The sequence below is a fragment of the Kitasatospora sp. NPDC087315 genome, assembly GCF_044744345.1.
Classification (GTDB): domain Bacteria; phylum Actinomycetota; class Actinomycetes; order Streptomycetales; family Streptomycetaceae; genus Kitasatospora.
Genome location: NZ_JBIUYD010000011.1, coordinates 170,762 through 183,460, shown reverse-complemented (window position 1 = coordinate 183,460; position 12,699 = coordinate 170,762). Strand labels below are relative to the sequence as shown.

11 protein-coding genes are annotated in these 12,699 nt (G+C 72.3%); 4 read left to right on the top strand and 7 right to left on the bottom strand.

Going from position 1 to position 12,699, the window contains the following annotated elements; genetic code table 11:
* Positions 1–64 precede the first annotated feature (64 nt).
* On the top strand, positions 65–1,000 hold the full coding sequence (locus tag ACIO5D_RS18080) for a LysR family transcriptional regulator (protein ID WP_363607050.1): 936 nt from the start codon (positions 65–67) through the stop codon (positions 998–1,000).
* Between the two features lie 128 nt (positions 1,001–1,128).
* Here ACIO5D_RS18080 and ACIO5D_RS18075 read toward each other — a convergent pair whose 3' ends face one another.
* Positions 1,129–1,539 (bottom strand): cupin domain-containing protein, encoded by a 411-nt coding sequence (locus tag ACIO5D_RS18075; protein WP_400796228.1) that lies wholly within the window; start codon positions 1,537–1,539, stop codon positions 1,129–1,131.
* 60 nt (positions 1,540–1,599) lie between these two features.
* Between ACIO5D_RS18075 and ACIO5D_RS18070 the strand changes: the two genes are divergently transcribed.
* Both ACIO5D_RS18070 and ACIO5D_RS18065 read left to right on the top strand, forming a co-directional pair.
* Entirely contained in the window at positions 1,600–2,076 is a 477-nt protein-coding gene (locus ACIO5D_RS18070; RefSeq protein WP_400652216.1) for a MarR family winged helix-turn-helix transcriptional regulator, read from the top strand.
* Positions 2,077–2,194: 118 nt separating this feature from the next.
* Complete coding sequence (locus ACIO5D_RS18065) at positions 2,195–3,100, top strand: LysR family transcriptional regulator (protein WP_400652213.1); 906 nt, start codon at positions 2,195–2,197, stop codon at positions 3,098–3,100.
* A gap of 57 nt (positions 3,101–3,157) precedes the next feature.
* Here the strand turns inward: ACIO5D_RS18065 and ACIO5D_RS18060 are convergent, their stop codons facing one another.
* Together ACIO5D_RS18060 and ACIO5D_RS18055 are read right to left on the bottom strand one after the other, a co-directional pair.
* A complete protein-coding gene (locus ACIO5D_RS18060; RefSeq protein WP_400796225.1) occupies positions 3,158–4,402 on the bottom strand; it encodes an MFS transporter in 1,245 nt (414 codons plus the stop codon).
* Positions 4,403–4,488: 86 nt separating this feature from the next.
* Positions 4,489–6,561, bottom strand: a complete 2,073-nt coding sequence (locus ACIO5D_RS18055) for an MFS transporter (protein ID WP_400796223.1) — start codon at positions 6,559–6,561, stop codon at positions 4,489–4,491.
* Between the two features lie 335 nt (positions 6,562–6,896).
* On the opposite strand from ACIO5D_RS18055, the gene ACIO5D_RS18050 reads away from it, so the two are divergent.
* The gene (locus ACIO5D_RS18050; protein ID WP_400796220.1) at positions 6,897–8,018 is read left to right on the top strand and encodes a peptidoglycan-binding protein; all 1,122 of its coding nucleotides are present in this window, start codon (positions 6,897–6,899) and stop codon (positions 8,016–8,018) included.
* 8 nt (positions 8,019–8,026) lie between these two features.
* Here ACIO5D_RS18050 and ACIO5D_RS18045 read toward each other — a convergent pair whose 3' ends face one another.
* The 4 genes from ACIO5D_RS18045 to ACIO5D_RS18030 all read right to left on the bottom strand — a co-directional run bounded on the left by ACIO5D_RS18045 (position 8,027) and on the right by ACIO5D_RS18030 (position 12,662).
* Positions 8,027–8,611, bottom strand: coding sequence for a TMEM165/GDT1 family protein (locus ACIO5D_RS18045; protein WP_363607060.1), 585 nt, complete (start codon positions 8,609–8,611; stop codon positions 8,027–8,029).
* A 211-nt stretch (positions 8,612–8,822) separates the two neighbouring features.
* Positions 8,823–9,602 (bottom strand): ABC transporter permease, encoded by a 780-nt coding sequence (locus ACIO5D_RS18040; protein ID WP_363607062.1) that lies wholly within the window; start codon positions 9,600–9,602, stop codon positions 8,823–8,825.
* Positions 9,603–9,605: 3 nt separating this feature from the next.
* Positions 9,606–11,210 (bottom strand): dolichyl-phosphate-mannose--protein mannosyltransferase, encoded by a 1,605-nt coding sequence (locus tag ACIO5D_RS18035; RefSeq protein ID WP_400652197.1) that lies wholly within the window; start codon positions 11,208–11,210, stop codon positions 9,606–9,608.
* 144 nt (positions 11,211–11,354) lie between these two features.
* Positions 11,355–12,662, bottom strand: a complete 1,308-nt coding sequence (locus tag ACIO5D_RS18030; protein ID WP_363607065.1) for an MFS transporter — start codon at positions 12,660–12,662, stop codon at positions 11,355–11,357.
* Positions 12,663–12,699 lie beyond the last annotated feature (37 nt).

Genomic DNA, 12,699 nt, shown 5'->3' with positions numbered 1-12,699 from the left:
CGGGGATCAAACAACCACAGGACCGCCTGGCCACAACCAGCGGTTGTACCCATAGGGTGTCAGCATGGACCTCGACACCGTCCGGACCTTCGTCGCCGCCGCCGACGCGGGGCAGTTCCAGGAGGCCGCCGCCGAGCTGGCGGTCACCCAGCAGGCCGTCTCCAAGCGCATCGCCGCGCTGGAGCGCAACCTCGGCGTTCGGCTGTTCACCCGCACCGCGCGCGGCGCCGAACTCACCATCGACGGGCAGGCGTTCCTGCCCCACGCGCGCGAGCTGCTACGCGTCGCCGAGCGCGCGGCCACGTCCGTACGCACCGGCCACCGTCCACTGCGCGTCGACGTGATCGCCTCGCGCAGCGCGCAGTCGGGCCTGATGCGCGGCTTCCACCGCGCGCACCCCGACATCGAGCTCGACGTGGTGATGCTGTTCGACATCGAGACGGCCGTCGCCGCCATCCGGTCCGGTGCGATCGACGCGTCCTTCCGCGCCGTCGCCGCACCCGGCCGGCCCCTTCCCCCGGACATCGAGTCCGTCCGGGTCCTCGACGAACCGCTCCAGCTCCTCACCGGCCCCGCCCACGCGCTGGCGGGCGCCCGGTCGGTACCCCTCGCCCAGCTCGCCGGGCACCGGATCTGGATGCCCGGCATCGTCCCCGGTACCGAGTGGACCGCCTACTACGACGACCTCGTCGCCGAGTTCGGCCTCACCATCGAGGCGACCGGCCCCAACTTCGGCTCCGACGCACTCCTGGACACCATCGCCGACACCCCGGCCCTGGCCACCTTCATGGGCGAGCACACCCGCCTCATCTGGCCCGCCGACCACGGCCTGCGCCGCATCCCGGTGACCGACCCGACGCCCGTCTACCCCCACTCGCTCCTCTGGCACCGCGACAACCCCCACCCGGCGCTGGCCACCCTCCGCGCCCACCTCGCCGCCGCAGCGGCCGGCCACGACGCCGCCGGGACCTGGACACCGGGCTGGGTGATTCCACGTTGAACGCCGCCGCACCTTCGGGCATCGCGGCCGGCACGACGGTCATCGACACCGGCGGCCGACCAGCGATCTGAACCGCCACCCGGACCGTCGCGACCGGCTGGGCGAACCGCCCGTCCGACCACGACGGTTCAGGCCATCCACGGCGGAACGATCCGCTCGGCGGCCTTCGGCGCCAGCTCGCAGGCGTGCTCCGGGGTCACCCGGTCCGGGTTGTAGACGCGGCACGGCGCCGGGGCGACCGCGACGGCGGTGAAGCCGGTGTCGGTGGCCACCCGGCGGGCCAGACCGGCGGGCAGGACGAGGGTGTCGCCGGGACCGACGGTGAGCACGTCACCGGCGAGGTCGACGGTGGCGCCGCCGGTCAGGAAGGTCCAGATCTGCTCGGCGTCGGCGGCGTGCAGCGGGCCCTGGCGGCCCGGGGCCATCTCGACGTGCCACATCGACAGGCCGGTGCCGCCCTGGGTGGGCGAGGCGAAGGTGGTCATCACCCCGTTGGGGGTCTCGGTGCGGCGGGTTTCGGTGCGGCGGACGACAGACATGCGGGTGCCCCCTAAGATGGACAATCGAGTTGTCTATATGGTCAATGAGGTTGTCTATCAATGTCAAGCGAACCCGCTCCCCCGGGCTTCGAGCTGCCACTGCGCCTGCTGCTCGCGTTCCGGATGATCATCGATGAGCTGCACGAGCGGATCGCCCGCGAGGGCCACCCCGACCTGCGGCCGATGCACGGCTTCGTCTTCCAGGCGATCGGCCCGGACGGCACCACCGCCGTCGAACTCGGCCGCCGGCTCGGCGTCTCCAAGCAGGCCGCCGGAAAGACCGTCGAACAGCTCGAACAGCTCGGCTACGTCGAGCGCGGCTCCGACCCCGGCGACGCCCGGCGCAAGGTGGTCCGGCTGACCGCGCGCGGCGTCGACTGCCTGGTCCGTTCGGCGCGGATCTTCGACGAACTGCGCGCCGAGTGGGCCGACATGCTCGGCGAGGAGCAACTGCGCGCCCTGGAGTCCGGTCTGCGCACGCTCGCCCCCGGCAACCCGTTCCGGCTCGACACCCCGCGCTGGTTCGGCGGCCCTTGAGGAAAGACCGGAGTTCACCCGCAAAGGGAAGAACATGAGAGAGATCGGCCGTAACACCGGAACGGACCCGGGACGCATGCGAGCAGAGCGCGGTAAGGCGTCGACGTAGACTGTGGAGGTGGATCACATAAACCCATCGCTACCGATCCCGGAGCTTCCGCTACGGGAACTTGAGTGCTTTTCCGTCCTGGTCCACCATCTTCATTTCGGCCGCACCGCCGAAACGCTCGGCATTTCCCAGGGGCGGGTCTCCCAGCTGATAAAGCGCCTGGAAAGCCGGGTGGGCGCCCCGCTGTTCGAACGCACCAGCCGTCGCGTCGAGCCGACCACCCTGGGGCGGGAATTGGCGGATCAGGTCGTCCCGGCCTTCGACCGGCTTCGCGAGGGTTTCGACGCCGCCCGCGCCAGCGCCGTCGCGGCGGACCGCCCCATCCGGGTGGGTTTCCAGTGCGCGGTGTACGAGCCGGTCGCCAAGGTGATCGCGAACCTCCCCGAGGGCGCCGCGCAACTCGTCGAGCTCGCCTGGGGAGACCCGTTCACACACCTGCTCCGGGGAGAGATCGATGTGGCCATCGTTCTTTCACCCTGCCGCGAGAAAGGCCTCCGCAGCATGCTGGAGTTCTCGCGGCAGCCGATGTACGTCGCCCTCTCCAGCACACACCGGCTGGCTCGCGGGTCACAGGTCTCCGCCCACGAGCTGTCCGAGCTGGGCCTGATCGAGCCGCTCGGCCCCGCGCCCGACTACTGGCGCCAGGTGAACGCGCCGAGGAAGACGCGAAGCGGGCATGAGCTGACCTACCCGGCGACCGCGGGGACGATCCAGGAGGGGCTCTCGACCGTGGCCAGCACACGTCTCGGTCTTCTGCTGTGCGAAGCGAGCACGAGGTACGTCCCGCGGCCGGACATCCGCTACCTGCCGGCTCCCGACCTGGAGCCGACGACGCTGCTCGTGCTGCGAAACGAACGGAAGCAGCACGGCCTGGCCGACAGGTTCGCGGAGCTTCTGGGAAAGAGCGTGGGCTGAGAAAGGCGGTGGAGCCTCCGGGTTGCGGCTCGCCCGCACCCGGAGGGCATCGCGGGCTCAGCCCGCGCAGTCGGCGGCAGCCGGCCTCTCCCTCCGGGAGCGCGAAGGGCACGGCACCGTCGGTCGCGGCCGTGACGCGAGCGCGACGATCAGCCCGACCAGCGTGATCGACCCCGCCGAGAACATGACGGCCCGGCCTCCCGCATTGTCGATGACGAGCCCGCCCGCGAACGCGCCAAGAGCGATGCTCGCGTTGAACACCCCGGCCCACAGCGCGGCCGACGCCTCGATGCGCGCCGGGTCGGCCGTGCGGACCCAGGTCTGCGTCGACACCGAGACCCCACCGTACGAAACGCCCCAGACGACCAGCACCAACAGCACCGTGACGGCGCCCGCGACCGCGAACGGCAGCAGCAGCGCGGCCGTCACCACGCCGGCCAGCGCGCTCGCCACGGCCCCCTTCGGGTACCGGCCCGCCAAGGGGCCGAGAGTGAAGTTGCCGACGACGCCGGCCAGGCCGTAGACCAGCAGGCAGACCGCGATCAGGCCGGCGCTCAGGCCCGCGTCCGTCTCGAGAACCGGGCGGACGTACGTGTAGCCGGTGAAGTGGCCGAACACCACCAGTGCCGTGATCGCGAGCCCCGCGGCGACACCGCGGTTCCTCAGCGCGTCGACGATTCCGTCGAGCCTGCTCCGCTCGTGAACCGGAAGCGCCGGAAGCGTACGGACGAGGACGGCGACGACGACCATGCCGAGGAGCGCGAGTGCCCAGAACGCGGCACGCCAGCCCAGGAACGCCGCGATGTACGTCCCCAGGGGAACGCCGAGAACCGAGGCGATCGAGACGCCCGAGAAAATGATCGTGGTGGCCGGCGCCGTTCGGGGCCCGTCGGCAAGTCTCGGGCCCAGCCCCGCGGCAAGCCCCCAGACCACCCCCATCGAAATGCCGAGGACCGTCCGGGCGAAGGCCAGCACCGGGAAACCGGGCGCGACCGCGGTCAGCGCGTTCGCCAGGGACAGCAGAATCATGAAGGCCACGAGCACCCTCTTGCGGTCACGGCGTCCGATGAGCGCCGGCACGAAGGGAGACACGGCCGCGGCGATGAGCCCGGTGATCGTGAGGGAAAGGCCGGTAACACCGTCGGACACGGAAAGCGTGTCCGAGATGGGGGTCAGCAGGCCTACCGGCATCATTTCGGAAGACACCACCGTGAATGTGCTCAGCGCCACGGCGATGACCGGCGACCAGTGGTAATCGACGCCGTCCGCCGTCCCGGATGCCGGAGTTTTCGCATTTCTCATAAAGCCAGCTCACCACCCCTTTCGGGGCGGAACAAGATCGATCTCCTCAACAGGCGATTAGCCCCGCTAATCAATGACGGCAAGCCCTAGAACGACCGCCCCTCCCCGTGGTACGGGTGCTCCGGGCCGCTGCGGTCGGGCCGGTCCCGTTGGTCGGCGCAGAGCGCGGAGCTGAGCCGGGTGAGCAGGTCGGCGAGGTCGGCGTGCTGCTTGTCGTCCCAGTCGCCGAGGAGTTCGCAGAGCTGGGTCCGGCGGGCCGCGACCAGCCGGAGCGCCGTCTCCTCGCCCGGTTCGGTCAGCCGCAGCGGCAGACCGCCGGTGCGGGCCGCCAGGCCCCGGCTCTCCACCTCCCGCACGGCCTCCTCGATCACCGAGATCGGGACGATCCGGCGCTCGGCGAGTTCGGCGGGCTCGACCGAACCCTGGTGGTGCATCTGCAGCAGCAGCCAGCTGGAGGCCGGTCCGAGGTCGAGCCCGGCGGTCGCGGTGATCCGCCGGAACAGGTCGCGCCGGGCCTCCCGGGTGTTCAGCACCGAGAGCGCGCGGGCGATCTCGTCCAGCGAGGACCGCTCCACCGGGTTGACGCCGATCGACTCGCCGAGGTCGGGCGCGGTGACGGTGGAGCGCAGCTTCTGTTCGCGCAGGAAGAGCGAGAGCACGAAGGCGACCAGCGCGACCGGCACCGCGTAGAGGAAGACCCGGGTGATCGACTCGGCGTACGCGTGGTGGACCGCGGCCTGCACGGCCGGCGGCAGGGTACCGACCACGCGGGGATCGGCGGTGACGACAGCGGGGTTGAAGCCGGGCGGCAGCGCCACCCCCGCCAGGGCGTCGGCCAGCCGGCTGCCCAGCCCGCTGGCGAAGATCGTGCCGAAGACGGAGACGCCGAACGACGCCCCGATGGAGCGGAAGAAGGTGGCCCCGGCGGTGGCCACCCCGAGGTCCTGGTAGCCGACGGAGTTCTGCACGATCAGCACCAGGACCTGCATCACCAGGCCCAGCCCGAGGCCGAAGACCAGGAAGTAGAAGCTCATCTCGGTGGTGCTGCTGTGCTCGTCCATCCGGGACAGCAGCAGCAGGCCGACGGTGGTGACGGCCGTCCCGGCGATCGGGAAGACCCGGTAGCGGCCGGTGCGGGCGACGATCTGGCCGGCGCCGATCGAGGTGACCAGCATGCCGAGCACCATCGGCAGCATGTGGATGCCGGAGAAGGTCGGCGAGACCTGCATGACCACCTGGAGGAAGGTCGGCAGATAGGTGAGCGCGCCGAACATCGCGAAGCCGACCACGAAGGAGATGACGGCGACCAGGCTGAACGTCCGCGAGCGGAACAGCCGTAGCGGCAGCACCGGCTCGGCGGCCGCCCGCTCGACCGCGACGAAGGCGACCAGCAGGACCACGCCGAGCACGCCCAGCCCGATGATCTGCCAGGAGCGCCAGGGCCAGGTGGTGCCGCCGAGTGAGGTCATCAGGACCAGGCAGGTGGCCACCGAGGCGATCAGCACGGTCCCCAGGTAGTCGATCCGGTGCTTCCGCTTCACCTCCCGCCCGTGCAGCACCGAGGCGATCACCACCAGGGCGACCGCCCCGACCGGCAGGTTGATGTAGAAGACCCAGCGCCAGCTGAGGTTGTCCACGAAGACGCCGCCGAGCAGCGGCCCGAGCACGCTGGTGACGCCGAAGACGGCCCCGAAGAGGCCCTGGTACTTGCCGCGGTCCCGGGGTGAGACCAGGTCGCCGACGATGGCCTGGGAGAGCACCATCAGCCCGCCGCCACCGAGGCCCTGGAGGGCGCGGAAGGCGATCAGCTCGCCCATGCTCTGGGCGATGCCGCAGAGCACCGAGCCCAGCAGGAAGATCACGATCGAGGCCTGGAAGAAGCGCTTCCGGCCGTACATGTCGCCGAGCTTGCCCCAGAGCGGGGTGGCCGCCGTCGAGGCCAGCAGATAGGCGGTGACGACCCAGGAGAGGTGTTCCAGACCTCCGAGGTCGCTGACGATGGTCGGCAGCGCCGTGGAGACGATGGTCTGGTCGAGCGCCGCGAGCAGCATCGCCAGCAGCAGGGCCCCGATCGGGACCCAGAGGTTGGGGGCGGTGACCTCCGGCGGCCCCGGCTGGTGCGCCGGGCCGCGGTCGGACGCCGCGGTCGGATCCGTCATGGCGTCTCCGTAGGGGTCGCGGCCCCCGGCCGGGCCGGGGGCCGTGCGAATGATCACTCCCGGCTCACCATGCTGTCAGAAATGCCCGGATATGCGGCATTCGATTGAGCCGAACGCAAGAACGACGGCCGGTCGCGGGCCCGGCCCCGAGCCCCGTCCCGTTCACCGGCTCCCCAACCGCCACCAACCGGCACAACACCCCCACGGCGGGCCGGACGCCCCTGTCCCCCCTTGGGGACGGTCCTGCATAATCAGGCGCGTACGGGAGTGCCCGGGCGCGTTCGCCAACCCGAGAAACATCCGAGTACCGAGCGAGAACCGAGGAGGGCCGGTCGATGCCGGACCAGCACTGCCCGACGTGCGGCACCGCGCGCTCCGCCGGGTGCAGGTGCCTCCCGGATCTCCCGGATCCGAGCCTCGCCGAGACCGCCGTCCTGCCGCATCTGGAGGGCCCGCCGCTGGTGCGCCCGTACGTGCCGCAGGCGGTCGGCCAGATCGTGGACGGCCCGTCGGCGGGCGCGCCCGCCGATCCGTTCGCCACCACCGTGCTCCCCCCGGTGGCCCCGCCGCCCGGGCCCGACGCGGACGCCTACGCGACGACCGTGCTGCCGCCGGTGATGTCGGTACCCCCGCCGGCCCCGCCCCGGCACCCCCAGCACCCCCAGCACCCCCAGCACCCCCAGCACTCCCAGCACCCGCAGGAGCAGCCGGAGCCGGCCGACGACGAGATCGGCTTCTTCCCGTTCGCCCACTCGGCACCCGGCGCACCCGAGCCGGCCGGTGGTGGCCGGGCCGCCCGCCGGGCCGCGGAACAGGCCGAACAGGGCCCGCTCGCCCGCCGCAAGGGACTGCTGGTGGCGGCCGGCGCCGGGCTGCTGGCGGTCACCATCGGTCTGGCGTACGCGGTGACGCCCTCCAAGGAGCCGGACCACCAGGCGCGGCCCGCCCCCTCCACCACCCTGGCGCCCGCACCGGTGGACCCGACCACCCCGGCGGACCCGAGCCCGAGCGCTCCGCCGTCCACCACGGAGGCGGAGGCCCCGAGCCCGTCCCCCAGCCGGACGACGGCCAAGGCGAGCCCGACCAAGGCGGCCACCCCGCCCCCGATGGCCCCCACTCCGCCCCCGGCCGCTCCCCCGGCCCCGGCCGACCCGCCCCCCGCCCCGCCGAGCCCGACGACCACCCCGACGCCGACACCGACGACGAGCGCGAGCCCGACGACCACCCCGCAGACCCTCACGTTCGGTATGACGGGCGCGAGTGTGAAGGACATGCAACTGCGGCTGGTGGCCGCCTCCTGCGGCACCGTCGACAAGTCGCTGGCCACCGGCTTCTTCGACTGGTGGACCCGCAATACGGTGCTGAACTTCCAGCAGGCGAACAAGATCAAGGGCGAGAACGGGGAGTACGGCCCCAAGACCCGCGCGGCCTTGGAGCAGAGCCCCCCGAGCTGCTGACCCCGGCGTCAGCCGGTGATCGCCTGGAAGATGCTGAACCCGGCCATCAGCACCATCACACCGGCCGCCACCCGGACGATCATCTTCATCGGCACGTGCTTCAGCAGCTTCTGCCCGCCCACGATCGCGATCCCCGCGACGGCGCAGAGCGCCAGCCAGGCGCCCAGGCCCACGGCCAGCGGATCGGCGTACTTGGCGGCCAGGTTGGCGGTCATGATCTGGGTCAGGTCGCCGAACTCGGCGATCGCGACGACCACGAAGCTGGCCCCGGCGACCTTCCAGAAGCTGTTCGCGGACGGTTCCTTGGCGGCGTGGCCGTCCTCGTCGTCACCGCCGTGGAAGAGCAGCATCGCGGCCCCGGCCAGGAAGAGCGCGCCGGTGACGCCCTCCACCCAGCGGTGCGGCAGCAGGGAGAGCAGGTGCCCGGCGACCAGGGCGATACCGACCTGGAGGGCGAAGGCGGCGGCGATGCCGGCGAAGACGTGACTCGCGCGGTAGCGGGCGCCGAGCATCAGGCTTGCCAGGGCGGTCTTGTCCGGCAGTTCGGCCAGGAAGACGATGCCGAAGGTGATTGCGGCTACGGTCAGGCTCATCGGGGGTCTGGATTCCCTCGGTCGGGCTGCCCGGCCTCGGCGGCTCCGTCGGGGGAGGCTTCGGCCCGACAGCGCTGGTCATGGTTCACAGCACTGCGGCCGAAGGTCTCGCCGGCACCGGAACGGATCGCGGTGCCCCGGGCGCCGGGCCCCTGGGGGCCAGTATGTCGACGGTCCGGTGGAGGGCTACTCCCCTTCAACGCGCCCAAGCCTACCCGATGACGCGGGGCTCCCCCGGGCCCACCAGCCCGCGGGCGACGAGCTCCAGCACCACCACGATCGCCACCGTCTCCACCGCCAGCAGGCCGACCAGGACGAACAGCTGCACCGCGCCCGCCTGAACCGGCGACGCCCCGCCGAGCAGCATGCCGACGAACGCGCCGGGCAGCGTCACCAGGCCGACCGTCCGGGTCTGGTCGAGGGCGGGGACGAGCGAGGTGGCGGCCGCGGTGCGGCAGATCTCCAGCCGGGCGTCGCGCTCCTCGAAGCCCAGGGCGAGCGCCGCCTCCACCTCCCCGTGCCGCTGCCGCAGCTCGTCCAGGGCCCGCCGGCCGGCCAGCGAGGTCGCGCTGAGCCCGCCGCCGATCAGGATGCCGGCCACCGGGATGACGGACAGGCCCTTCGGCGGCAGCAGCCCGACGGCCAACAGCAGCCCGAGGACGGGCAGCACCCCGGCGCCGATCGGGGCGGCCGCCCAGACCCAGTCCGGGCCCGGGGTCATCCGCCGTCCCGCGGTGCGGACGGCGACCGCGAACATCAGCAGGACGAACAGCGCCGACCACCAGAGCGAGGAGACCACCCAGGTGATCACCAGCGCGACGGCGGCCAGCTGCACCACCGCGCGCAGTCCGGCCCGCAGCACCGCGTGCCCGTGCCCGAGCAGGCCCCACCCGGCCACCGCCACGGCGGCGGCCAGCAGCACCGCGGTGACCACCCCGAGCACGGGGGTGACGGGGAGCAGCTGGGACTGCCCGGCCGCCAGAACCGTCATCCGTCAGATCCAGCTGGTGAACCACATCCGGTCCTGCCAGGACGTCATCGGGATCACCTCCGCCGTGTAGAGCGGGTAGAAGAAGGCGAAGCAGGCCACGATGGCCAGCACGATCAGCCCGGCCCCGGCCGCGCCGATCCGGCGCCGCTCGGGCGAGCAGCCCGCCGGACCGACCATGGCTCCGAGCATCTGGGCGACGGCCAGGCAGAGGAACGGCACCAGCACGACCATGTAGAAGGAGAAGACCGTCCGCTCCTGGTACTGGAACCACGGCAGGTAGACGCCGGCGACGCCGCAGAGCACCGCGCCCGAGCGCCAGTCCCGGCGGAAGAACCAGCGCCACAGCAGGTAGACCAGGGCGGCGCAGGCCGTCCACCAGAGCAGCGGGGTGCCGAGGCCGAGGATCTGCGCGGCGCAGCCGCCGGAGGCCGTGCAGCCCTGCTGCCCGTTGGGCACCTGCTCCCAGTACATGGAGACCGGGCGGCCCTGGACCAGCCAGCTGAACGGGTTGGACTGGTAGGTGTGCGGGGTGCTCAGCCCGGTATTGAAGTCGTACATCTGCGAGTGGTAGTGCCAGAGGCTGCGCAGCGGCGCGGGCACCCAGCTCATCGAGACCTGCGGCAGGCCGATGCCGAGGAGGCTGTCCGGGGAGAGCCCGGCCCGGCCGTCCGCCCAGTGCCGGTCGTACCCGCCGCCGGTGGCGAGCCAGCCGCCCCAGGCACCGACGTACACCACCAGGGCGGAGCCGACGGTGGCGAGGAAGGCGGGCAGCGCGTCCCGGCGCAGCATCGAGCGCCAGGGGCGGCGGGCACCGGCCCAGCGGCGGCCGGACTGGTCCCAGAGCACGGTGAGCAGGCCGAAGGCGGCGAGCACCATGATGCCGTTCCACTTGACCGCGCAGGCGGCGCCGAGGGCCACGCCGGCGGCGATCCGCCAGGGGCGCGGGCCGAGGCGGACCAGGTCGCCGTCGGGGTACGCGGCGGCGAGCCGGGCGCGGGTGCGGTCGCGGTCGATCAGCAGGCTGCCGAAGGCGGCGAGGACGAAGAACATCTGGACGCCGTCCAGCAGGCCGACCCGGCTCATCACCAGCTGGAGGCCGTCCACGGACATCAGCAGGGCGGCGGTGCAGCCGATCAGGGTCGAGCCGAAGAGCCGGCGGCCGATCCGGGCCAGCATCAGCACGGTGACGGTGCCGAGCAGGGCCGTCATGAAGCGCCAGCCGAAGGGGTGAAGCCCGAAGGCGTACTCGCCGATCGCGATCACCCACTTGCCGAGCGGCGGGTGGGCGATGAACTCGGGCGCGGAGGTCAGCGGGACGTGCTGCGGGACGGCCAGGATGTCGGCGTTGGCGCTCTCCGGCCAGGTGCCCTCGTAGCCCTGCTGGAGCAGCGACCAGGCGTCCTTGGGGTAGTACGTCTCGTCGAAGACGAAGGAGTCGGGATAGCCGAGGTTCCAGAACCGGAGCAGGCCGGCGAAGACCGCCACACCGATCGGCCCGAGCCAGCCGGCCCGGTCGGCCGCCCAGCGCAGCGGCCCCCGCGGAGCCGGTGCGGGGGCTGCGGGGGCCGGGGGTGCTGCCGGTGGGTGCGTGAGCGCCGCTTGCGTCATAGCCTCGCCGATTTCGCCTGTCTCGCCTGTGCCGGGCCTGGGCCGGGCGTTCAACAGCCACTGACACTATGTGCCGGTGGTCGTGAATCCAAGCGCGACGGGCGCCGACCAGGTGACCCTGGCGGCGCCCGTCGGGCGGTGTCGTCAGGCGGCGGTCTGCAGCTCCCGGACGGGGACGGGGGTGCGGACCACGACCGGGGCGGCGTTGTCCTGGGCCGCGGTGAGGTGCGGGCGCAGCCGGATCGACATGACGACGATCAGCAGGGTGGAGCCGGCCATCGCCGCGAGGTAGAGCGGCCAGGTGCCGGAGCCGACCAGCAGCACGCCGACGGCCGGGCCGACCGCGATCGCGATCTGCTTCACCAGGGCGTACCCGGCGTTGTAGGTGCCGAGCAGCCGGGCCGGGGCGAGCTCGGCGACCATCGGGCCCATGGTGGGGGCGAGCAGCGACTCGCCGACACCGAACAGGGCGTAGATCGAGACGATCGCGACCGTGGCGGCCATGGTCTCGGTCCGGATCAGGCCGGCGACCAGGGCCATCGCCCAGGCGCCGAGCCAGACCACACCGGCCGCGGCCATCGCGGTGGTGCGGCGGCGGCGGGCGGTGATCCGCACCACGAACATCTGCAGCACCACGATGGTGACGGCGTTGGCGCCGATCGCCAGGCCCAGGGTGGAGGGCGCGGTGCCGACGGTGTCGGTGGCGAAGGCCGCGACGCCGGACTCGAACTGGCCGTAGCAGGCGAAGAAGATCAGCCCGGCGAGCACGCAGAGCCGCAGCATCGCCTTGTCGGTGACCAGGGCGCGCAGGCCCTGGGGGCCGTCCGTCCGCTCCTGGACCGACACCGGGGCCGGCGCCGGGATCCGGGCGGAGCCGGTGACCAGGGCCAGGCCGAGGAAGGTCACGGCCTCGATGGTGAACAGCCGGGTCAGGCTGGCCGGGTCGGCGACGTCGACGATCTGGCCGCCGACCAGCGCGCCGATGCCCATGCCCAGGTTGATCAGGGTGAACTGCAGCGCGAACGCGTGCGACCTGGTCGCGGTGGTCGAGCAGCGGACGATCATCGTGGCGAGCGCCGGCTGGCAGGTGGTGACACCCGCGCCGAACAGGAAGGACGAGACCAGCAGGGCCGGGGTGCCGGTGGCGTGACCGAAGGCGAACGCGCCGGTGGCGGCGAGCGTCGCGCCGGCCAGCAGCACCGGGCGCGGGCCGTACCTGTCGATGCCGCGGCCGGTGAACGGGAGCACGGCCAGCGCGGCCAGCGCGAAGACGGTGAACACCATCCCGGCGGCCAGCGAGCCCAGGCCCCGCACCTGGTCCACGTACACGAACATGTACGGCATCGTGAATCCGCTGCCGAACGCGCTGAGCGCGTTGCCGATCTGGACGCGGCGCAGCGGGCCGCCCGCCCCATGACGCCGCTGCCTCTGCTGCTTCACCGTGCCGGTCACCGTGCACACCCCTTCACTAGTTTCGCTGGATACTCTT